Here is a 21,667-nt window from a genome sequence, read left to right on the forward strand (position 1 = left end):
TACGTGAAGGAGTGGAAGACCAACACCGGCTGGCACGACCTGCCCGCGCTGCCCTTCGACTACGACAAGGAGCTGGCCGGCGGCCGTACGCCCTGTCTGCTCGGCCAGGACAACCTGCTGCCCACCGCCAAGAAGCTGGGCTGGCGCTACGACGCGTCCTCGCCGGGCGGCCGCCAGGTGTGGCCGGTGAAGCGGATGGGCATCTGGGACTTCCCGCTCCAGCAGGTGCCCTTCCCCGGCCGCAAGTTCGAGGTCCTGTCGATGGACTACAACATGCTCGCCAACCAGTCCGTGAACTCCACGAAGGCGCCCGCCTACAACTACCCGGGCTGGCGCACCCAGTCGGCCGGGGCGTACATCGCCGGCTTCCAGCGGGCATACGAGACGAACCGGGCGCCGTTCTTCATCGGCAACCACTTCGAGCAGTGGAACGGCGGCATCTACATGGACTCCGTCGAGGAGGCCTTCAAGCACATCGCGCGGGAGAAGGAGAAGGGCGCGGACGTGCGCCTCGTCTCCTTCCGGCAGTTCACCGACTGGATCGACGTGCAGAAGCCCGAGGTCCTCGCCAAGCTGCGCACGCTGGACGTCGGGCAGCGGCCCGCCGCGGGCTGGAAGCAGTTCCTTGCCTGAAATGTCCCGTGTAAATAGCTCCTGAAATGCGGTTTTCCGCCCGGCAGGGGGGCGCCACAGATCGCCGGAACGGACATGCGAAACTTTTCACATGAGTACCCGTAGCCGCGCCCTCCTGCTCAGCGCCGTGGCCGCCGCCGCGGCCCTGACCCTGTCCGCGTGCGGCAAGGGCGGCACCTCCGGCGGTGGCGGCAACACCAACTTCGTCACCGGCAACAACGGCATCGCCACCGCGCCCCAGGGCAAGCGCGCCGCGGCCCCGGACCTGTCCGGCAGGACCATCGACGGCAAGACGCTGGACGTCGCCTCCTACAAGGGGCAGGTCGTCGTCATCAACGTCTGGGGCTCGTGGTGCAGTCCGTGCCGCGAGGAGGCGCAGTACTTCTCCAAGGTGTCGAAGAGCTACGCGGGCAAGGGGGTGCAGTTCGTCGGGATCAACACCCGGGACACCAGCACCACACCCGCGGTCGCCTTCGAGAAGGAGCACGGGATCGCCTATCCGAGCCTGTACGACCCGGCGGGCCGGCTGATGCTCCGCTTCAAGAAGGGCACCCTCAACCCGCAGCTGATCCCCTCCACGCTGGTCATCGACCGGCACGGGAAGGTGGCAGCGCGGGCCCTGGAGGCGCTCGACGACACGAGCCTGCTGAAGATGCTCAAGCCGGTACTCGCGGAGAAGTGACGTGAGTACGACGCTGACGACCCTGGCCGCAGCGGGCCAGAACCAGACCGTCCTGCACGGCGCGCTGCTCGTCGCGGCGCCCGTGGCCCTGCTCGGCGGACTCGTCTCCTTCTTCTCGCCCTGCGTGCTGCCGCTCGTCCCCGGCTACCTCTCCTACGTCACCGGCGTGGCGGGCACCGACCTGGCCGAGGCCCGGCGCGGCCGGATGGTCGCCGGTGCCTCCCTGTTCGTGGTCGGCTTCAGCGCCGTGTTCATCTCCGGCGGGGCGCTGTTCGGCTACTTCGGCTCGACCCTGCAGGAGTACAAGGGCACCCTGTCCAAGGTGCTCGGCGTGCTCATGATCCTCATGGGCGTGTTCTTCATGGGGCTGATGCCCTGGTTCACCCAGCGCGAGTTCCGCTTCCACAAGCGGCCGACCACCGGCCTGGTGGGCGCGCCGCTCATAGGCGCGCTCTTCGGCATCGGCTGGACGCCCTGTCTCGGCCCGACCCTGTCGTCGGTGAACCTCCTCGCCTGGAACGAGTCGAGTGCCGGCCGCGGCGCCCTGCTGACGGTCGTCTACTGCCTCGGCCTCGGCGTCCCCTTCGTGCTCACCGCGATCGCCTTCCGCAAGGCGCTCGGCGCGTTCGGCTGGGTCAAGCGCCACTACGTGTGGGTGATGCGCATCGGCGGCACGATGATGATCGTGACCGGTGTGCTGCTCCTTACCGGCGCCTGGGACAGTCTGGTGCAGCAGATGCAGACCTGGTCCAACGGCTTCACTGTGGGGATCTGATCGATGAGCACAACCGGAACCGACAAGAGCCGGGACCAGGACGACCTGAGGGCCGCCGGCTCCCAGCTGTCCACCGCCCCGCAGGAGGAGACCGCGAGCGTCCCCGGCCTCGGTGTCATCGGCTGGGTCCGCTGGTTCTGGCGGCAGCTGACCTCCATGCGGGTCGCGCTGCTGCTGCTCCTGCTGCTCTCGCTCGGCGCGATCCCCGGCTCGCTGATCCCGCAGACCGGCGCCGACCTGAACAAGGTCGACGACTTCCGCAAGGCGCACAAGACGCTCTCGCCGGTCTACGACAAGCTCGGCCTGTTCCACGTCTACAGCTCGGTGTGGTTCTCCGCGATCTACATCCTGCTGTTCGTCTCCCTCATCGGCTGCATCGTGCCCCGCACCTGGCAGTTCGTCGGCCAGCTGCGCGGCCGTCCGCCGGGTGCGCCCAAGCGGCTGACCCGGCTGCCGGCGTACACGACGTGGCGCACCGAGGCCGACCCCGAGCAGGTCCGCGCGGCCGCGCTCGCGCTGCTGAAGAAGCGCCGCTTCCGCGCCCATGTCGCCGGGGACGCCGTCGCCGCCGAGAAGGGCTATCTGCGCGAGGTCGGCAACCTGGCCTTCCACGTCGCGCTGATCGTGCTGCTGGTCGCCTTCGCCTGGGGCCAGATGTACAAGTCCGACGGCACCAAGCTGGTCGTCGAGGGCGACGGGTTCTCCAACTCGATCCTCCAGTACGACGACTTCAAGTCCGGCAGCATGTTCCAGAACGACGACCTGGTGCCGTTCAGCTTCGACCTGAAGGACTTCAAGGGCACCTACGAGCTCACCGGCCCCAACAAGGGCACGCCGCGCACCTACCAGGCGAAGATCGCCTACAGCCAGGGCGCGTACGGCAAGCAGAAGTCGAGCACCATCAAGGTCAACTCGCCGCTGCACATCGGTGACGCCAAGGTCTACCTCGTCAGCCACGGCTACGCGCCGGTCGTCACGGTTCGCGACGGCAAGGGCAACGTCGTCTACCACGACGCCGTGCCGCTGCTGCCGCTCGACGGCAACGTCACGTCGAACGGCGTGATCAAGGTGATGGACGGCTACCGCGACGCGCAGGGCAAGACCGACCAGCTCGGCTTCCAGGCCTTCTTCGTGCCGACCTTCGACCCGAAGAGCGGCACGATGCTCTCGCAGTTCCCGGCGCTGGTGAACCCGCTGCTCGCGGTGAAGGCCTATCACGGCGACCTCGGCGTCGACTCGGGCATCCCGCAGAGCGTGTACCAGCTCGACCAGACCCACTTGAAGACGTTCAAGGACGGCAAGGGCCAGCCGCTGAAGAAGCTCCTCCAGCCGGGCGACACCCTCACGCTGCCGAACGGCGCCGGCTCCCTCACCTTCGAGAAGGACATCAAGGAGTGGGCCGGCTTCGAGATCGTCCAGGAGCCCGGCAGCGGCTGGGCGCTGGGCGGTGCCCTGACCGCGATCTTCGGCCTGGCCGCGTCCCTGTTCATCCAGCGCCGGCGCGTGTGGGTGCGGGCGGTGCGCGGTGCCGACGGCGTCACCGTCGTCGAGATGGCCGGGCTCGGCCGCAGCGAGTCCGCCAAGGTGCCCGAGGAGCTGGGCGACCTCGCCGGAACCCTCTACGACCAGGCGCCGGGGGCACCCGAACCCGACGACGACCCCACCGAATCTCCCGTCGTACCTGCCGAAGGGGCTGAGAAGTGACTCTCGCCGCCGCAACCAACGAACACCTGGCGAGCATCAGCAACACGCTGATCTACTCGTCGATGGCCGTCTACACCCTGGCCTTCTTCGCGTACATCGCCGAATGGCTCTTCGGCAGCCGCAGCAAGGTGGCCCGCACGGCCGCCGCGCTCACCACCGAGGCCGGGCAGCACAAGAACGGCCCCGCGGTCACCGTCCAGCAGGCCGGCGGCACCGCCGTGCTGGAGCGGCCCAAGGTCGTCGTGCGGTCGGCGTCGGGCGCCCGTGACGTGCCGGACGGCCCGGGTGCGCACGGCGACGACGTCCAGGGCGACCTCTTCGGCCGGATCGCCGTCTCCCTCACCGTGCTCGCGTTCCTCGTCGAGCTGAGCGGGGTCGTCGCCCGCGCGGCATCCGTGCAGCGGGCGCCGTGGGGCAACATGTACGAGTTCAACATCACGTTCTCCACGGTCGCCGTGGCCGTGTACCTCGCGCTGCTGGCGCTGCGGAAGAACGTGCGCTGGCTCGGCCTGTTTCTGATCACCACGGTCCTGCTCGACCTGGGCCTCGCGGTCACCGTGCTCTACACGGCGAGCGACCAGCTGGTCCCGGCCCTGCACTCGTACTGGCTGTACATCCACGTCTCCACCGCGATCTTCTGCGGCGCGGTGTTCTACGTCGGCGCGGTCGCCACGATCCTGTACCTGTTCAAGGACTCGTACGAGAACAAGCTCCAGACCGGCGGCAAGCCCGGCGCCTTCGCGACCTCGGTGCTGGAGCGGTTGCCCGCCTCCGCCTCCCTGGACAAGTTCGCCTACCGGGTCAACGCGGCCGTCTTCCCGCTGTGGACCTTCACGATCATCGCGGGCGCGATCTGGGCCGGCGACGCCTGGGGCCGCTACTGGAACTGGGACCCCAAGGAGACCTGGTCCTTCATCACCTGGATCGGCTACGCCTGCTACCTGCACGCCCGCGCCACCGCCGGCTGGAAGGGCCGCAAGGCCGCCTACCTGGCGATGATCGCCTTCGGGTGCTGGCTGTTCAACTACTACGGCGTCAACATCTTCGTCACCGGCAAGCACTCCTACGCGGGCGTCTGAGCCGCGGGTCGCCCACACTGGTGTCATGAGCGGTTCCATCGCACAGGGCATCAGCCAGACCCACGGGAACACGCACATACTCCACTTCCTGGTGCGGATCCCGAGGCCCATGGAAGACGTCTGGCCGGCGGTGTCCACTCCCGGGGGACTCGGGGCGTGGTGCACCGCCGTCGACGTTCTCGAACCCCGCCTCGACGGGCCGGTCACCCTGCGTGACCTGGGCTCCGGCCGGGTCACCGCCTGGGACGTGGACCGGGTCGCGGAGTACACCGTCGAGGGCGGTGGCCGGATCCGGTTCCATCTGGAGCGGGAGGGGGAGACGGGGACCGTGCTGCGCTTCACCCACGAGTTCCAGGGCGAGGGGGAGTCCGAGTCCGGCTGGCGCACCCGATTCGAACGACTGATCGAGAATCCGGAGATCGCGCCGGACCTGCCCGGGCAGGAGGCCGGTCAGGAGCCCCTGCCCGGCCAGTTCACCTAGGGCGGCGGCAGGCTAGGACGGCGGCAGGCACTGCTTCCCCGGCGGCTTCCCCTCGGGCCAGGCGATCCGCACGAAGCGCGAGTCGCCCTCCGGGGTCAGTTCCACGATCGGCACGGCCTTGTCGTACGGGTTGCCGTGCACGTCCAGGCAGATCCAGCCGCTCGCCCCGGCGACCCGCAGCGAGCCCTTCACCTGCGGCCACTGCAGGCCCACGTCCGCCAGTGCCGGGACGCTCCGCCCGGCCGGCACCGCCTCGCGGATGCCGTGCACCGCGAGCCGCAGCGTGTCGTAGCCGATGATCAGCTGGCCGTCGTCCAGGGCGACGGGACCGACCGGTCCCACCGGCCCCCGAGCCGCGGCCGTCAGCAGCCCCTTCAGGACCGCGAAGTCCGCCGCCGAACCGCCCGTGGTCGACGGGTCCTTCGCCCAGGCGTCCGGGTGCGCGAGGGAGGTGTAGCGGACGGACAGGTTGTGCCTGAGGGCGTCGCGGTCCAGGGCCTTCTCATGGGTCAGGTACGAGGCCTCGTCACCGGTCAGCACCGTGAACTTCCGGTCCTGGCAGCCCCGGCCGCCGAGCGCGTTGATGAACTGCCGCAGCTGGGTGTGGCGGCCCGCGAACAGGATGGTGTCCGTCTCCCGGGAGGTGTCGCACACCAGGTCCGTGATCTGCCGGAAGGTGTTCGCGGTCGTCCCCTCCTGGCTGCGGTCGGCGGGCGGGGTGAACGGCTGCGGCTCGTAAGGCGAGCCCTTGATCAGCGCGGCGAACGACTCCTGGAGCGTCCGCGTGTACGGGTCGCCGGGCTTGTCGTACACCAGCAGCGCCTTGCCCGCGCTCACCTTGGCGAAGGAGGCCAGCGCGCGGGCCTCGTCGGTGTTGGTCGGCGACACCCGGGCCAGACCCGGGTAGGGGTCCTTGCCGTGCTGCCCGTTGGCGAGGTCGTCGGCGGTGATGGAGGAGCCGATCACCGGGATGCCGCGCCGGGTCAGCTCCGCGACGGCCCTCTTGTTGTTGTCGGTGCTCTGCCCGATGCCCGCGACCGCGCGCAGCCGGTCCGCGCCCGTCGTCATCCGGGTCAGCAGGTCGACCGTCTGCCGCCAGTACTCGCCGGTCGAGCCGGGGTTGGCCAGCACCAGCCGGATCTGTGGCGCCTGGCCGTTGGAGTCGTGGTTGGCCTGGTACTGCGCCAGATAGGCGCCCTGCAGCTGGTGCTGGATGTCGTTCAGGCTGGTCGCCGAGGTGGAGGTGTACGGCAGCATCAGGGCCACCGTCACGTAGCTCCCGGGCTTGAGCCGGCCGTTCTCCCGGGCGATCGCCCGGGCGGCGTCCCGCAGCCGGGGCTGCCCGAAGTCGTACGCCCCCGTGGTCACGCCCACGCACTCGTCGCTGCCCCGCGGCCGGGCCACCCCGGTGGCGCACGACCGGTCGTCGTGCGCCAGGGCCCGCACCGCGAAGACCAGCCCGGCCACCAGCGCCGCCGCCGCCAGCAGGGACAGATAGCGGCGCAGCGGTATCTCCCACACGTGCTCGCGCACCCACGTCCCCACGCCCCCGCGCGCCATCACGCCTCCCCGCTCCGGTCGTCCGGGCCGTCGCCCGCGTCCTCCGGGCCCTCCAGCGGATGCCCGGCCAGCGCCGCCGCCGGCCAGTCCCGGGAGGCCCGCCACAGCAGCGCGTTGCCCGCGGGCCGCAGGTTGGACAGCTGCTCCAGCTCGAAGCGGAGCCGGTCGCACACCTTCGGGTCGGGCAGCACCAGCGGGTCCGTCAGCTGCCACACCGCGTACAGCAACCGCCGTACCCGCAGGTGCAGTACGGCGTCCACGCCCTCCGGCACGTCGTGCCCGGCGTCCGTGCGGCCGAGCGCCACGGCGGCCCGCCGGTCGCCCTGGCCGCTGAAGTCGCGGCCCTCGGCGTCGTGCGCGTGGAAGTAGGGTGCGGACGCGATGAAGCGCAGGGTGCCGAGCCAGGTGCGGGTGTCGGCGGTGGCGAAGGTGTCGCGCAGGTGCGCGACGGCCGGCTCGGCGCGGCCGAGGGCGAGCTCGTGGTGCAGCCGGTACCGCTCCTGCCCGGGCGCCGCGTAGTGGGCGACCAGCGTCTCGTGCGCGGTACGCCACGAGGAGTGGTCCTCGTCCCGCAGGTGCAGCCGGAGCAGCAGCAGGGTGCGCACGAACGGGTCGCCGGCGAACTGGTCCGGCACCACGGGCAGCCCCTCCTCGGCGAGCAGCGTCTGCAGGGCCCGTACGTCCGCCGCCCCGAAGGTGTCCGGCAGCAGCGCGGAGGCCAGGGCGCAGGCCGAGCCGTGGTCGTGGGCGGCGGCCAGCACGGTCATCTCGTCCAGGTGCTCGGCCGGCACCAGCCGGTCCAGGAGCGCCTGGTGGGCGGGCACCCCGGGCCGGTCCTCGGCGGGGCGGAACTCCGCGGTGAGCAGCTCGCCCAGCGAGGACACCCCGGGCAGGTGCTGCGCGGCCGACTCGGCGAGCAGCACGATGCCGAGCGGGTTGCCGCCGGTCAACCGGTGGGTGGCGGCCGGGAGATGGGATGGCACCGGGGTGTCCGCGCAGACCGCGCCGACGATGTGCAGGGTGTCGTCCGCGCTCAGCGGGGGCAGCGCGACCACCAGCGCCCGCGAGGAAGGGGCCGCGTCCGGCGCCCAGCCGGTGCGCCGGGCCACCTCCGCCAGCTCCCGCCGCACCGCGCTGCGCAGCTCCTCGCGGCCCTCGCCGCGCCGGGCCGCGAGAAGGGCGACCTGGTCGGGGATGCCCTCGGCGCGGTCCCGCAGCACGGCGGCCACGAGCCCGGGGCCCGGCGCGGACTGCGCGTTGTCGAGCAGCACCAGCGGCCGGCCGAGGCGCTGCATGCGCGGCAGCACGCCCGCGTACGCCTCCGTCAGGTCGGCCAGCAGGGCCCGCACCAGATACCGCTCGGCGTGCTCGCGGGAGCCGCCGCCGTCCCGGAAGTGCTGGGACAGCAGGATGAGCCCGCGCTGGGCGTTGCGGCCCGCGTTCGGGTACGTCCGGTACCAGACGGACGCCTTCTGGTGCCGGCGGCTGGTGAAGCCCTCCGCGACGGACTCCAGGGTCGCCTCGATGGCGCCCGACACCAGCGGCCCGGTGCCGGTGGCCGCCGCGACCACCTTGGCCGCCACCTTGCCCGCCCAGCGTCCGGCGAACCCGCTGATCCAGGAGCCGCTCTCGTTCAGCAGCAGGATCCGCTCGACCTCGCGGCGGATCCGCTCCGAGTCGGCGTCGCCCCAGCCGCCGGCGGCGACGGCGACCAGGCCCGACATCAGCCGCGGGAAGGTGATCCGCCCGGCGCCCGTCACCGGCTCGGCGAGCTGCTCGGCGATCACCAGCAGCGCCTGCGCGAGCGGCGACCAGGAGGCGGCGGGCCGGTCCGCGGGCGGGTGGGCGAACTGCCCCTCCGCGCAGTCGACCAGCGCGACCGGGGTGTGCCCCTGGTAGGCGTCGTGCAGCTCGGCCAGCACCGCGCTCTTGCCGAGGCCGCGGGCACCGGCCAGCACCACCAAGGGCGGCTCGTCCGGGTGCTCGAAAGGGTGGGCCCGATGGTGGCCGGGGCGCAGCCCCACCAGGCGCGGCGCGAGACCGGCCGGATCGACGTCGAACAGTGCCCCGCGCCCGTGCAACCGTCTGTGCACCGCATCGCCCCCCTCAACAGCAGTGTAGGAAGGGGGAGTTGCTCCGGACCAGGGTCAGTGGTGACCGTTGGGTCACGAATTTCCGGAATCCGGGTTTCCGCCGGTTCTACGACACCGCCGGCAGGCTCCCGTGGGCCACGGAGGCGATCTGGTCCCGCAGCCGCTCGACGTACAGCCGCATGTTCTTCGCCGCCACGTCGGTGTCCGGGTAGCGGCTGGCCAGCCACAGCCCCTCGTGCTGCCGGCTCACCCACACGCACACCTGGTCGCCGTACGACACCCGCAGCAGCGCGTGCGCCCGCATCTCGGTCCACCGCTCGGCGCCGGGCATGGCCCGGGTGTCGAGGTAGGAGACGATCGAGTACAGGTCCGGTGAGGTCGGCCGGAAGTCCGCGCCGAGCAGGTCCAGCACCCGTGCCAGCGGCATCCGGGCCAGCGTCCGGTTGGCCCCCAGCTGCGCCCGTACGGTCCGCAGCGCGTCCGGGAGGCCGCGGGTACGGCTCACGGGCACCTCGACCGGCGCGCCGCCCACGTACCAGCCCACCGAGTCGGTCCAGCGGGACTTCACCCGGGTGTGGAACGGCACCACCGTCCGGTACACGGACTGTCCGCCCAGCTCGTGGACGATGAGCGCGGTCGCCGCCAGCACCCCGACCTGGCTGCCGCCGTAGGGCCGGCAGTAGGACTCGAACGCGGCCGCCGCGTCCGCGTCGGCGAGCGGCTCGCACAGCATCCGCTGCCGGGGCAGCGGATCCCCGGGCGTCAGGCCGAGGTCCACCGGGAAGCCCGGCAGGCTGCCGTCGCAGCGCCGGATGAACTCCCGCCAGCGCGCGACGATGTCGTGCCCGCCGTCGATGCGGTCCGCGTCCGCCCGCTCGATCTCGCAGAAGTCCACGTAGCTGGCGGCCGGGGCGGTGGCGGCGGGTGCGCGCCCGGCGAGTCCCGCCGTGTACAGCTCGTGCACCTCGGCGGCGATCCGGTGCAGGGAGTAGGCGTCGACGTTGCTGTGGTCGAAGGCCATGTACACGCTGGTGGAGTCGTCCCTGACGACCGCCGTGTAGATGAGGTTGGGCCAGCGCAGCGCGTCCGCGACGGTGTCGAAGCGGTCCTGGAGCCGGCGGACCAGCCGCCGCGCGTCGGGGAAGTCGCCCACCGTCTCCCGGCGCAGGGACACGTCCGCGGGGTCGAGCGTGAACCGGCGCAGCTCGTCGCCCGCCCAGCGGAAGCCGCTGCGCAGCGTCTCGTGCCGCAGGGTCCAGGCGCGCAGCGCCTCCTGGAGGACGTCGAGGTCCGCCGGCCCCGGCAGGTCGAAGGCGGTGCCGAGCCAGGTCGGCACGAACAGCCCGTCGTCCCGCACGCACTTGGCGGTCCGGATGTGCGACTCCTGGATGTAGGCAGGCGGCCGGGAGTCGTCCGGCAGCTCCGTCGCCGCCGCGACGGTCGCCGGGCTCAGCGTCCACTCGACGAGCCGTCCCGGCCGGACCTCGCAGCGCTGGATGTCAGTGATTCGCACGCGTCTCCCATCGCAGAAGGGGGCCCTTGGAATGCGGGCCCCCCGTCAAGGCAATGCCGTGGGACGCGGCCGGGACATGCCCGTTCGGAGCATTTCAACTCAACGGGTGGCGGGCCGAACGCGGAAGTGATTAACCGACGGTGATCGAGTCGAGCTTCTCGCGCAGGTAGACGTGCGAGTCGAGCGGCGGGTACGCCACCCGGCCCAGCGGCGCCGGGAGGGACTCCACCAGGGTGCCGGGGGTGCACTCGCCGAAGTACACGAGCGACATCAGCTCCTCGGCGGGCAGGTCGGCCGGCGGCGGCAGCACCCGGTGCCGGCCCGAGCGCCAGCGGTCGCCGGTCCACCGGGCCATCAGGTCGCCGACGTTGATGGTGAACGCGGCCGGGTCGTACGGCGCGTCCTCCCACCCGCCCGCGTCGGTGTGCACCTGGAGCCCGCCCCTGCCGGCCTGCCGGTCGAGGATGGTGACGGTCCCGAAGTCGGTGTGCGGCCCGATCCGGAACTGCCCCGGCCGGGGCTCGCCGACCACCTCCGTGCCCGGATACCAGTTGATGTTGAAGCCGAACGTCGGGTGGTCCAGGTGCCGGCAGAAGAACCCGTCCCCCAGTCCGAGCGCGCACCCCAGCAGCGCCAGCAGCTCCCGCTGCAGCGCGGCCATGTCGGCCAGGTACCGGGCGCACAGCGTCCGCAGTTCGGGCACCTCGGCCGGCCACACGTTGGGCGCGTACCACTCGGCGTTGACGACCGGGTCGTCGAACGGCTCGTCCGTCGCGAAGGTCAGCGACTCCTTCAGGTCGGGCGGTGTCTCGGTGCCCTCCGCGTACCCGTTGGCCTCCGCCCCGGGGCCGAGCCAGCCGCGTCCGCCGACCCGTGCCCGGTAGCGCCGCTTGGCCTCGGGGGGCATCCGGAAGAACGTCCGGGCGGCCGCGCGGATCCCGGCCCGCAGGCCCGGGTCCACCCCGTGCCCGGTGACCAGCAGGAAGCCGGCGGCCTGCAGCGCCTCGTCGACGGTGCGGGCGAGCGCCGCGCGGGCGGCGCCGTCCCCGCGGGTCCAGTGCCGCAGGTCGATGGTGGGGATGCGGGGCTCACTCACCGATGTCCTCGTTCCACAGGGCGGGATGGTCCTCGACGAAGCCGGTCATCAGGTCCACGCACGCGGGATCGTCCACCAGGACGATCTCCACGCCGTGCGCGGCGAGCCAGTCGTGGCCGCCGCGGAAGGTGGTCGCCTCGCCGATCACCACCCGGGAGATCCCGAACTGGCGGACCAGGCCGCTGCAGTACCAGCAGGGGGAGAGGGTGGTGACCATGGTGGTGCCGCGGTACGACCGCTGCCGGCCCGCCGCCCGGAACGCGGCCGTCTCCGCGTGCGCCGACGGGTCGCCGTCCTGGACGCGGCGGTTGCGACCGCGGCCGAGGAGGGCGCCGTCCGGGCCGTAGAGGGCGGCGCCGACCGGGATGCCGCCCTCGGCGAGACCGGCGCGGGCCTCCTCGACGGCGGTGGCGAGCCAGGCGCGGAGCTCGGGTTCGTCCATATCTTCACTCTGCGGTGCGCCGGGGGCCGCGGCAACGCCCCCGGCCCTCGGCGGAGCGCACGGAGTTCCACGGTTCGGTCCTGCTCGGGCTCGCTGATCAGCCGGGCGGGTGGCCCCACCGGGGCCTCGCCGAAGAGCCCCGACGGGCTGAGGCGGGCCCGGTGACCGGGCCGGAGTGGCCCGTGGCCGATACTGGGACGCATGGCTTACGACGATCTTCGCTCCCTGCTGCGGGCGCTGGAGCGCGAGGGAGACCTCAAGCGCATCAAGGCCGAGGTCGACCCCTACCTGGAAGTCGGGGAGATCGTCGACCGGGTGCAGAAGTCCGGCGGTCCGGCGCTCCTCTTCGAGAACGTGCGCGGGTCGGACATGCCCCTCGCCATGAACGTGTTCGGCACCGACCGCCGGCTGCTGAAGGCGCTGGGCCTGAAGTCGTACGGCGAGATCTCCGAGAAGATCGGAGGGCTGCTGCGGCCCGAACTGCCGCACGGCTTCGTGGGGGTGCGCGAGGCCTTCGGCAAGCTCGGCGCCATGGCGCACGTGCCGCCGAGGAAGGTGAAGGAGGCGCCCGCGCAGGAGGTCGTCCTGCACGGCGACGAGGTCGACCTCGACCGGCTGCCCGCCCTGTTCACCTGGCCCAAGGACGGCGGCTCCTTCTTCAACCTGGGCCTGACCCACACCAAGGACCCCGAGACCGGCATCCGGAACCTGGGCCTGTACCGCCTCCAGCGCCACGACAAGCGCACCATCGGCATGCACTGGCAGATCCACAAGGACAGCCGGAACCACTACCAGGTCGCGGCGCGAAGGGGCGAGCGGCTGCCCGTCGCCATCGCCTTCGGCTGTCCGCCCGCCGTGACGTACGCCTCCACCGCCCCCCTGCCCGGGGACATCGACGAGTACCTGTTCGCCGGGTTCGTGGCGGGCAAGCGGATCGAGATGGTCGACTGCAAGACGGTCCCGCTCCAGGTGCCGGCGAACGCCGAGGTCGTCCTGGAGGGCTGGCTGGAGCCGGGCGAGATGCTCCCCGAGGGCCCCTTCGGCGACCACACCGGCTTCTACACCCCGCAGGAGCCCTTCCCCGCGCTGACGATCGACTGCGTGACCATGCGCAGGCGCCCGCTGCTGCAGTCGATCGTGGTCGGCCGCCCGCCGACCGAGGACGGCCCCCTCGGCCGGGCCACGGAACGCTTCTTCCTGCCGCTGCTGAAGATCATCGTCCCGGACATCGTGGACTACCACCTGCCCGAGGCCGGCGGCTTCCACAACTGCGCGATCGTCTCGATCGACAAGAAGTACCCGAAGCACGCGCAGAAGGTGATGCACGCGGTCTGGGGGGCACACATGATGTCCCTGACCAAGCTGATCGTGGTCGTGGACGCCGACTGCGACGTCCACGATCTGCACGAGGTCGCCTGGCGCGCCCTCGGCAACACGGACTACGCCCGTGACCTCACGGTCGTCGAGGGCCCGGTCGACCACCTCGACCACGCCTCCTACCAGCAGTTCTGGGGCGGCAAGGCGGGGATCGACGCGACGAGGAAGTGGCCCGAGGAGGGCTACACGAGGGACGGCGGATGGCCGGACATGGTCCTGTCGGACCCCGATACGGCGGCGCTGGTCGACCGCCGCTGGAAGGAGTACGGCCTGTGAGCTCAGCGTCCGCCGCGATCCCGCAGCCGGGACGCACCAAGGCGTTCCTGCGCCTGGTGATGATCGAGCACTCGGTCTTCGCGCTTCCCTTCGCCTACATCGCCGCCCTGACGGCGATGTACGAGTGGGACCGGAACATCCACTGGGGCAGGCTGCTGCTGGTCACCGTGTGCATGGTCGGCCTGCGCACCTTCGCCATGGCGGTCAACCGGATCATCGACCGCGAGATCGACGCCCGTAACCCGCGCACCGCGCACCGCGAGCTGGTGACCGGCGCGATGTCCGTCCGGCACGCCTGGACGGGCGCCCTGATCGCGCTGGTGGTCTTCCTCGGCGCGGCGGCCCTGCTCAACCCCCTGTGCCTGGCCCTGGCGCCGGTCGCGGTGATCCCGATGGTGGTCTACCCCTACGGGAAGCGTTTCACGAACTTCCCGCAGGCCATCCTGGGCCTCGCGCAGGCGATGGGCCCGATCGGCGGCTGGCTGGCGATCAGCGGCGAGTGGTCCTGGGACGCGGTGGTCCTCGGCCTCGCGGTCGGCGTCTGGATCGGCGGCTTCGACCTGATCTACGCCTGCCAGGACGTCGAGACCGACCGTGAGATCGGCGTGATGTCGGTGCCGGCCCGCTTCGGCATCCCGGCCGCGATCCGGGGCGCCCGGGTCTGCCACGCGATCACCACCGCCCTGTTCGTCTGGTACGGGGTCGCCACGGGCGCCGGCGCCTTCTTCTGGCTGGGCCTGCTGATCGTGGCGGGCGCCTTCGTCTACGAGCACAGCATCGTCCGCCCCCACGACCTTTCCCGCCTCAACCGGGCGTTCTTCAGCGTCAACGGCTTCATCGGCATTGCCCTGTTCGTGTGCGCGCTGCTGGACCTGCTGGTCCGTGGTCTGACCGTCTGAGCGGGCCGCGCGGGCGCGGGCGTCCCCACCCGGCCTGAGGGCCGCCCGACCCACCGGTACGCTCAAGGTGTGAACGCAGGAGAATCGCAGCGCGCGCCTTGGATCGTGGGGGTTTCCGGAGCGTCCGGTACGCCATACGCGGCCGCCGTGCTGCGGGCGCTGCTGGCGGCGGGGGAGGCGGTGGACCTGGTGGTCAGCCGTGCCTCCCGACTGACGCTGCTGGACGAGACGGGGATCTCGTTCCGGGACGCCCACTGGCGCGACGACCTGGGGGAGTGGCTGGCCCGGGGCGCCGACGGCAAGCCCGGGACCTTCGACGTGGACGTCAGCGGGGTGCGGTACTGGAACGCGGGGGACCTGGCCGCCGGCCCGTCGTCGGGGTCGTACCCGGCGAAGGGGATGCTCATCGTGCCGGCCTCCACCGCGTGCGTGGCGGGTGTCGCCCTCGGACTGTCCAAGGATCTGCTGCAGCGCGTGGCGAGCGTCACACTGAAGGAGCGTCGGACGCTGGTCGTCGCCGTGCGGGAGACGCCCCTGAACGGCCAGACGCTGCGGCACCTGGTGGCGCTGGACGACGCCGGCGCCTCGGTCGTGCCGGCCTCGCCCGCCTTCTACGCGGGTGCCACCCACATCCAGGATCTGGTGGACTTCGTCGCCGGACGGGTGCTGGACGCGGCGGGCGTCGGGCACGGCCTGTACCGGCGCTGGCACGGCGAACTGGGCGGCGGCAGGCCGGAGCAGTAGGCCGCGGCGCGGTACCTCGCATCACTTCGTGAACTCTTCGGAACTTTTCAGGGGAAGGCTTCGATCGCATGGACGCGGTGGACAGGCAGCTCATCCAGGCCCTGAGGGAGAACGGCCGGGCCTCCTACGCGGAGCTGGGGCGCCTCGTCGGTCTGTCGGGACCCAGCGTCACCGACCGCATCAACCGGCTGGAGGCGGCCGGTGTCATCACCGGCTACCGTGCCACGGTCAACGCGGCCTCCCTCGGTCTCGGCGTCATCGCCCTGATCGGCATCTCCCTCTCGGACGCCGCCGACCACGAGGACGTGGCGCAGCGGCTGAGGGACCTGCCGGAGATCGAGGACTGCTGGTTCATCGCCGGCGACGACTCCTTCATGCTCAAGGTGCGGGCCACGGATGTGGACGGCCTGGAGCGGATCATCCGCAGACTCAGCGGGACCAAGGGGGTCTCCCGGACCCGTACCACCATCGTGCTCTCCACCAAGTGGGAGAACCGGGTCGGGGAGCTCCCGGAAGAGGTCTAGGCATAGGGTTGGCCGAGCTGTCGTAGAAAGGTGTTGGCATGGACGTCGGGCTCAAGCGCGAGCTGGAGGAGAAGGTCCGCTCCGGTGAGCGGCTGACCCGCGAGGACGGCATCGCGCTGTACGAGTCGGACGACCTGGCGTGGCTGGGCGGTCTGGCGCACGAGGTGCGGACCCGCAAGAACGGTGACGTCGTGCACTTCAACGTCAACCGGCACCTGAACATGACGAACGTGTGCACGGCGTCCTGCGCCTACTGCTCCTTCCAGCGCAAGCCGGGGGAGAAGGACGCCTACACGATGCGCATCGAGGAGGCCGTCAAGCTCGCCAAGGCGATGGAGTCGGACAACCTCACCGAACTGCACATCGTCAACGGGCTGCACCCCAACCTGCCCTGGCGGTACTACCCGCGCTCGCTGCGGGAGCTGAAGAAGGCCCTGCCGAACGTCTCCCTCAAGGCCTTCACGGCGACGGAGATCCACCACTTCGAGACCATCTCCGGGCTGTCCGCCTCCGAGATCCTCGACGAGCTGATCGACGCGGGCCTGGAGTCCCTCACCGGCGGCGGCGCCGAGATCTTCGACTGGGAGGTCCGGCAGCACATCGTGGACCACCGCACCCACTGGGAGGACTGGTCCCGCATCCACCGGCTGGCGCACGAGAAGGGTCTGAAGACCCCGTGCACCATGCTCTACGGGCACATCGAGGAGCCCCGCCACCGTGTCGACCACGTGCTGCGGCTGCGTGAGCTGCAGGACGAGACCGGCGGCTTCCAGGTCTTCATCCCGCTGCGCTACCAGCACGACTTCGTGGACATGAAGGACGGCAAGGTCCGCAACACGCTCCAGGCGCGGACGCAGATGGCGACCGGCGCCGAGGCGCTGAAGACGTTCGCCGTCTCCCGGCTGCTGTTCGACAACGTCCCGCACGTGAAGGTGTTCTGGGTGATGCACGGCGTGCAGACCGCCCAGCTGGCCCTGCAGCACGGCGCGGACGACATGGACGGCTCGGTGGTCGAGTACAAGATCACCCATGACGCCGACAACTACGGCACCCCGAACAAGCTGACCCGCGAGGACCTGCTGGACCTCATCCGCGACGCGGGCTTCAGGCCCGTGGAGCGCAACACCCGCTACGAGATCATCCGCGAGTACGCGGGTCCCGACCCCGAGCGCCGCGAGTCGCCCCAGCCGATGCGGGTCTGACCCGGTCCGCGGCGCGACCCGGGCCGGGGACGCCTCCTTTCGCCGCCGGGAACCAGGGGTACCCGGCGGCCATGGCCACCACGAAGCTCCCCGAAGAGGCCTACACGGCGGAGCCCTTCGTACCGGAGCCGCCGGGGCGCGGCGATCTCGCCGCCCTGCGCGAGGCCGCCGCGGGCTGCCGCGGATGCCCCCTGCACCGGGACGCCACCCGGACCGTCTTCGGGGCCGGCCGGGCCGACGCGCGGGTGATGCTCGTCGGCGAGCAGCCCGGTGACCAGGAGGACCGGCAGGGCAGGCCCTTCGTCGGCCCCGCGGGCAAGCTGCTCGACCGGGCGCTCGCGGAGGCCGGGATCGATCCCGGTGAGGCCTATGTCACCAACGCCGTGAAGCACTTCAAGTTCACCCGCACCGAGCCGGGGAGACGCCGGATCCACAAGGCGCCCAGCCTCAGGGAGATGACGGCGTGCGGGCCCTGGCTCGCGGCCGAGCTCGCGCTGGTCGAGCCCGAGCTGATCGTGGTGCTGGGCGCGACCGCAGGGAAGGCCCTGCTCGGGTCGTCGTTCCGGGTGACCCGGGTGCGCGGGACGGTGCTGGAGGAGGAGATCCACGGGCGGCCGGAGCGGCTCGTGCCCACCGTGCATCCGTCGGCCGTGCTGCGGGCGGACGACCGGAAGGCGGCGTACCAGGGGCTGGTGGCCGATCTGAAAGTAGCTTCACGCGCCCTGGGGTAATAGTTACCATCGCTCTATGCCTCTTACTTTCACGCTGGATCCGGCCATCACCCCTGCCCTGCGCGACGGCGTCCTCGACCTGTGGACGGACGTGTCGAACGCGGGCGGCGCCGTGGGCTTCGTCGCCCCGGTGACCCGTGAGGAGATCCGGCCCGAGCTGGTGCGGCACTTCGTGCACATGGCCGAGGGCCGCACCCGGCTGCTCGTCGGGCACGACGAGCAGTGCGAGGTGGCCGCCGCCGCGTTCCTCACCCGCAACACGCACCGACTGATGACCCACTGGCTGTGGCTGTACACGGTGATGGTCCACCCGAGGCACCAGGGCAGGGGGTACGGCCGCGACCTGCTGGCCGCCGCTGCCGACGCGGCCCGCGGGTCCGAGGGCATCGAGGCGATACGGCTGACCTGCCGGGGCGGGCACGGCCTGGAGCGGTTCTACGGCTCCTGCGGCTACAAGGAGGTCGGCCGGGTGCCCGGCGCCATCCGGTCCGCCCCCGGCGACGACCGGGACGACATCACCATGCTGCTGCCGCTCCTGTGACCCCCGCGCCCCGACCCCGCTGCATGATCGGCCCCGGGGCGTGCTTCACTGGACGATGACCCCTTTTGGAATCGGACGAGTGGATTGAGATGCTCCGCTACACGCTGATGCGCCTCGGTATCTTCGCGGGCTGCCTCATGGTCGTCTGGGGAGCCGTCTACTCCGGCATCTTCCCGCGCGGCTTCGGCAGCTCCAACGGCCTGTGGGTCCTGCTGCTCTCGCTGGTGCTCTCGGCACCGATCAGCTGGGTGGTGCTGCGCAAGGAGCGGGACCGGGCCTCGGTGCAGATCGTGGGCAAGGTCGACCGGATGAAGGCCAACCTGGACGCCAACCGCAGCCAGGAGGACGTCGCCGACGACACCGCGCGGGCGCAGGGCCAGCCTTCCTGACCGAGGGCCCAACTAGTCTTGCCCCCATGGGTGCCGTCAAGACCAAGCGGATGCCGAGGGCGGTGCGGGAGCAGCAGATGCTCGACGCCGCCGTGCGGATCTTCGGCCGACGCGGCTACATGGCCGCCTCCATGGACGAGATAGCCGAACTCGCGGGTGTCTCCAAGCCGTTGGTCTACCTGTACCTCAACTCCAAGGAAGACCTCTTCACGGCCTGCATCCGCCGTGAGGCCGCCGCCCTGACGGAGGCGGTCCGCGCGGCGGTGGGCCCGGGGCTGCCCGCCGAGCGGCAACTCTGGGACGGCGTGCAGGCCTTCTTCGCGCACACCGCCGAGCACCCCGACGGCTGGTCGGTGCTGCATCTGCAGGCCCGTACCCACGGGGATCCCTTCGCGGCCGAGGTCGCCGCGATGCGGACGGACATCGTCGCGTTCGTGACCCGGCTGGTCGCGGTCGCGGCGCGCGAGGCACACCGCGATCCAGGTCTGCCCGAGCACGAGGTCGCCGGGCTCGCCGAGGCCCTGGTCGGCGCCGCCGAGTCTCTGGCCGCCTGGGCGAACGCCACACCCGGCGTCACGGCCCGGCAGGCGGCGGCCACCCTGATGAACTTCGCCTGGGCGGGGATGGGCAACCTGATGCGCGGCGAGGGGTGGACCCCGCCGGTCTAGCGGGCCACCCGGCGGCCCGCCGTACGGCCGTGCGTACGCGACCAGGGCCTCCGGAGTTCTTGTTCATTCTCCGGGGCGCCGCACCTCTCCGGCCAGGTGGAGTCGCCCGTCCCTGCCCCGCAGTTCGAAGCGGCCCGTGCCGTCCGCGCCGTAGGCGACCGTGCCCGGCAGCAGCACCGGGGCCCGGAACGCGGCCCGGACCACGGCCGAGCCGGGGGTGCCGTGGGCGGCCAGGCAGCGGGCCACGGTCCACATGCCGTGCGCGACGGCCCGCGGGAAGCCGAAGAGCCGGGCGGTGAGCGGGTGCAGATGGATGGGGTTGCGGTCGCCGGAGGCCGCCCCGTACCGGCGCCCCACGTCCGCGGCAGGCCGCCACTCGGTGACCACGGGCAGGGCAGGGGGCTGTTCCCCGGGCGTCCCGGCAGGGCCGGCGCTCCCGGTGGTGCGGTGCCGGGCGAGGTAGGTGCTGCGCGACTCCCAGACCAGGTCGTCGCCGAGCCGCGCCTCCGTGACCACGGTCGCCTCGGTCCCGCGCCGGTGCGGCGCCAGCCCGTCGACGTGCACGGCGAGTTCGTACGCCTCGCCGGCGGGCAGGTGGGTGCGGCGGACGATCTCGATCGAGGTGTGGACCAGGCCCAGCAGCGGCAGCGGGAAGTCCCGGCCGCTCATCAGCCGCATCGCCAGCGGGAAGCCGAGCACGTGCGGGTAGGTCACGGGGAGCCCGGCCTCGCCGGTGGGGAACCCGCAGACCCGCTCGTACGCGGCCAGCCGCGCCAGGTCGACGCGCAGTCCGGGCAGCACCAGGCGGGTGCGGGGGAAGGCCGCGCCGGGGCCGGGCCGCTTGAAGGGGGAGAGCAGGGCGCCGCGGGCCAGCAGCGGGGGCAGCGCGGGGGTCCCGGTCAGGGTGACGGTGCTCATCAGGCCCCCAGCAGGCTCTGGCCGCAGACGCGGACGACCTGGCCGTTGACCGTGCCGGAGCCCGGGTGGGCGAGCCAGGCGGTGGTCTCGGCGACGTCGACGGGCAGTCCGCCCTGCGCGAGGGAGTTCATACGGCGGCCGGCCTCCCGGATGAACAGCGGGACCGCCGCGGTCATCCTCGTCTCGATGAACCCGGGCGCGACCGCGTTGACGGTCACCCCGTGCTCCGCGAGCGCGCGCGGCGCGAGAGAGCGCACGAGGCCCACGATCCCCGCCTTGCTCGCGCCGTAGTTGGTCTGCCCGGCGTTGCCCGCGAGCCCGGCGATGGAGGCCGTGGCCACGATCCGCCCGCCGGGGCGCAGGGTGCCCTGGGCGAGCAGTGCGTCGGTGGTGCGCAGCACGCTGCCCAGGTTCACCTCCAGGACCGGGCGCCACCGCTCGGCGGGCATGTTGACCAGCCGCCGGTCCCGGGTGATCCCCGCGTTGTGGACCAGGACGTCCAGGCCGTCCGGCAGGGCGGCGGCGATGCGCTCACCGGCGTCGTCGGCGGTGATGTCGAGGGTGAGCGCGGTGCCGCCGAGCCGTTCGGCGACCGCGTGCGCGTCCGCCCCGGCGGCGGGCACGTCGAGGACGACGACATGGGCGCCGTCCCGGGCGAGGACCCCGGCGACGGCCTCGCCGATCCCGCGCGCGGCACCCGTGACCAGCGCGGTCCGCCCGGCCAGCGGCCGGTCCCGGTCGGCGGGCGGGGTGACCGTCCCGGCGCCGGCCTCGATCACCTGGCCGCTGACGTAGGCGGAGGCGGGGGAGAGCAGGAAGCGCAGGGTGGACTCGGCGGCGGCCGCGTCGGTCAGCCGGACCAGGTTGACCGTCCTGCCCCGGCCGATCTCCTTGCCGAGCGAGCGGGTGAAGCCCTCCAGCGCCTGCTGGGCGGCCGACTGGTGGTGGTCGGCGGGGTCGAGCGGGGCGCCCAGCACCAGGATCCGGCCGCTGGTGGCGACGGACCCCACGACGGGGTGGAGGGCCGCGTGCACCTCGGCGAGCGCCTCGACGTCCCGCACCCCGGTGGCGTCCAGGACGACGGCGAAGGGGCCGGCGCCGGCCGGGGTGAGGCCGGTACGGGCCAGGACGGGGGCGAGGTCGAGGGCGGACGTGCCCGCGGTCAGCCGGAGCAACGTGCCGTCGGGGGCGGGCCGTTCGGGTGCCCGGCGCAGCAGCTCGGCCGGGCGGGGCAGACCCAGCAGCCCGGTGAGGAAACGGCCGGGTGCCGTGCCGGTGAAGCTGAGGTAGCGGTCGGCCATGTGCAACTCCCGCACGACTCGGTCGTCTTTGCTTACTCT

At 72.0% G+C, this 21,667-nt stretch carries 22 protein-coding genes; 15 read left to right on the forward strand and 7 right to left on the reverse strand.

Annotated elements, in window-relative coordinates; genetic code table 11:
* From ACZ7FF_RS32860 to ACZ7FF_RS32885, 6 genes are all read left to right on the forward strand, one after another.
* The coding region (locus tag ACZ7FF_RS32860) for a polysaccharide deacetylase family protein (RefSeq protein ID WP_470816865.1) at nt 1-633 on the forward strand (633 nt) is incomplete at its 5' end.
* A 91-nt stretch (nt 634-724) separates the two neighbouring features.
* Nucleotides 725-1,315: a TlpA family protein disulfide reductase gene (locus ACZ7FF_RS32865; RefSeq protein WP_470816867.1), complete on the forward strand. Its 591-nt coding sequence runs from the start codon at nt 725-727 to the stop codon at nt 1,313-1,315.
* A gap of 1 nt (nt 1,316) precedes the next feature.
* Nucleotides 1,317-2,090, forward strand: coding sequence for a cytochrome c biogenesis CcdA family protein (locus ACZ7FF_RS32870; RefSeq protein ID WP_470816869.1), 774 nt, complete (start codon nt 1,317-1,319; stop codon nt 2,088-2,090).
* Nucleotides 2,091-2,093: 3 nt separating this feature from the next.
* Nucleotides 2,094-3,794, forward strand: a complete 1,701-nt coding sequence (gene resB, locus ACZ7FF_RS32875; protein ID WP_470816871.1) for a cytochrome c biogenesis protein ResB — start codon at nt 2,094-2,096, stop codon at nt 3,792-3,794.
* Nucleotides 3,791-4,873 carry a c-type cytochrome biogenesis protein CcsB gene (gene ccsB / locus ACZ7FF_RS32880; protein WP_470816873.1) on the forward strand — a complete coding sequence of 361 codons (1,083 nt, stop codon included), beginning with the start codon at nt 3,791-3,793 and terminating at the stop codon, nt 4,871-4,873. Before resB ends, ccsB begins: the two co-directional genes overlap by 4 nt.
* A gap of 25 nt (nt 4,874-4,898) precedes the next feature.
* Nucleotides 4,899-5,354 carry an SRPBCC family protein gene (locus ACZ7FF_RS32885; RefSeq protein ID WP_470816874.1) on the forward strand — a complete coding sequence of 152 codons (456 nt, stop codon included), beginning with the start codon at nt 4,899-4,901 and terminating at the stop codon, nt 5,352-5,354.
* 12 nt (nt 5,355-5,366) lie between these two features.
* Here the strand turns inward: ACZ7FF_RS32885 and ACZ7FF_RS32890 are convergent, their stop codons facing one another.
* The 5 genes from ACZ7FF_RS32890 to ACZ7FF_RS32910 all read right to left on the reverse strand — a co-directional run bounded on the left by ACZ7FF_RS32890 (nt 5,367) and on the right by ACZ7FF_RS32910 (nt 12,058).
* The gene (locus ACZ7FF_RS32890; protein WP_470816876.1) at nt 5,367-6,914 is read right to left on the reverse strand and encodes a type 1 periplasmic-binding domain-containing protein; all 1,548 of its coding nucleotides are present in this window, start codon (nt 6,912-6,914) and stop codon (nt 5,367-5,369) included.
* A complete protein-coding gene (locus ACZ7FF_RS32895) occupies nt 6,914-9,007 on the reverse strand; it encodes a hypothetical protein (protein ID WP_470816877.1) in 2,094 nt (697 codons plus the stop codon). Before ACZ7FF_RS32895 ends, ACZ7FF_RS32890 begins: the two co-directional genes overlap by 1 nt.
* 106 nt (nt 9,008-9,113) lie before the next feature.
* Nucleotides 9,114-10,520 carry a condensation domain-containing protein gene (locus tag ACZ7FF_RS32900; RefSeq protein ID WP_470816879.1) on the reverse strand — a complete coding sequence of 469 codons (1,407 nt, stop codon included), beginning with the start codon at nt 10,518-10,520 and terminating at the stop codon, nt 9,114-9,116.
* A gap of 130 nt (nt 10,521-10,650) precedes the next feature.
* Complete coding sequence (locus ACZ7FF_RS32905) at nt 10,651-11,616, reverse strand: isopenicillin N synthase family dioxygenase (RefSeq protein WP_470816880.1); 966 nt, start codon at nt 11,614-11,616, stop codon at nt 10,651-10,653.
* On the reverse strand, nt 11,609-12,058 hold the full coding sequence (locus ACZ7FF_RS32910; protein WP_470816881.1) for a nucleoside deaminase: 450 nt from the start codon (nt 12,056-12,058) through the stop codon (nt 11,609-11,611). The genes ACZ7FF_RS32905 and ACZ7FF_RS32910 overlap by 8 nt, the downstream gene beginning before the upstream one ends.
* A 201-nt stretch (nt 12,059-12,259) precedes the next feature.
* On the opposite strand from ACZ7FF_RS32910, the gene ACZ7FF_RS32915 reads away from it, so the two are divergent.
* The 9 genes from ACZ7FF_RS32915 to ACZ7FF_RS32955 all read left to right on the forward strand — a co-directional run bounded on the left by ACZ7FF_RS32915 (nt 12,260) and on the right by ACZ7FF_RS32955 (nt 19,409).
* Nucleotides 12,260-13,711: a menaquinone biosynthesis decarboxylase gene (locus tag ACZ7FF_RS32915; RefSeq protein ID WP_470816883.1), complete on the forward strand. Its 1,452-nt coding sequence runs from the start codon at nt 12,260-12,262 to the stop codon at nt 13,709-13,711.
* A complete protein-coding gene (gene mqnP, locus ACZ7FF_RS32920; RefSeq protein ID WP_470816885.1) occupies nt 13,708-14,610 on the forward strand; it encodes a menaquinone biosynthesis prenyltransferase MqnP in 903 nt (300 codons plus the stop codon). The genes ACZ7FF_RS32915 and mqnP overlap by 4 nt, the downstream gene beginning before the upstream one ends.
* A 69-nt stretch (nt 14,611-14,679) precedes the next feature.
* Nucleotides 14,680-15,354: a UbiX family flavin prenyltransferase gene (locus ACZ7FF_RS32925; RefSeq protein ID WP_470816887.1), complete on the forward strand. Its 675-nt coding sequence runs from the start codon at nt 14,680-14,682 to the stop codon at nt 15,352-15,354.
* A gap of 68 nt (nt 15,355-15,422) precedes the next feature.
* Nucleotides 15,423-15,878 carry an Lrp/AsnC family transcriptional regulator gene (locus ACZ7FF_RS32930; RefSeq protein ID WP_470816889.1) on the forward strand — a complete coding sequence of 152 codons (456 nt, stop codon included), beginning with the start codon at nt 15,423-15,425 and terminating at the stop codon, nt 15,876-15,878.
* 38 nt (nt 15,879-15,916) lie between these two features.
* Complete coding sequence (gene mqnE, locus ACZ7FF_RS32935) at nt 15,917-17,080, forward strand: aminofutalosine synthase MqnE (protein WP_470816891.1); 1,164 nt, start codon at nt 15,917-15,919, stop codon at nt 17,078-17,080.
* A gap of 71 nt (nt 17,081-17,151) precedes the next feature.
* Nucleotides 17,152-17,811, forward strand: coding sequence for a UdgX family uracil-DNA binding protein (locus ACZ7FF_RS32940; protein WP_470816893.1), 660 nt, complete (start codon nt 17,152-17,154; stop codon nt 17,809-17,811).
* 16 nt (nt 17,812-17,827) lie between these two features.
* A complete protein-coding gene (locus ACZ7FF_RS32945; protein WP_470816895.1) occupies nt 17,828-18,352 on the forward strand; it encodes a GNAT family N-acetyltransferase in 525 nt (174 codons plus the stop codon).
* Nucleotides 18,353-18,441: 89 nt separating this feature from the next.
* Entirely contained in the window at nt 18,442-18,741 is a 300-nt protein-coding gene (locus tag ACZ7FF_RS32950; RefSeq protein WP_470816896.1) for a DUF4229 domain-containing protein, read from the forward strand.
* 26 nt (nt 18,742-18,767) lie between these two features.
* Nucleotides 18,768-19,409 carry a TetR/AcrR family transcriptional regulator gene (locus ACZ7FF_RS32955; RefSeq protein ID WP_470816898.1) on the forward strand — a complete coding sequence of 214 codons (642 nt, stop codon included), beginning with the start codon at nt 18,768-18,770 and terminating at the stop codon, nt 19,407-19,409.
* Between the two features lie 63 nt (nt 19,410-19,472).
* Here ACZ7FF_RS32955 and ACZ7FF_RS32960 read toward each other — a convergent pair whose 3' ends face one another.
* Entirely contained in the window at nt 19,473-20,327 is an 855-nt protein-coding gene (locus ACZ7FF_RS32960; RefSeq protein WP_470816900.1) for a MaoC family dehydratase, read from the reverse strand.
* Nucleotides 20,327-21,628: a 3-oxoacyl-ACP reductase gene (locus ACZ7FF_RS32965; RefSeq protein WP_470816902.1), complete on the reverse strand. Its 1,302-nt coding sequence runs from the start codon at nt 21,626-21,628 to the stop codon at nt 20,327-20,329. The genes ACZ7FF_RS32960 and ACZ7FF_RS32965 overlap by 1 nt, the downstream gene beginning before the upstream one ends.
* Between the last annotated feature and the right edge of the window lie 39 nt (nt 21,629-21,667).

This window comes from Streptomyces sp. NPDC037126, from assembly GCF_055605965.1.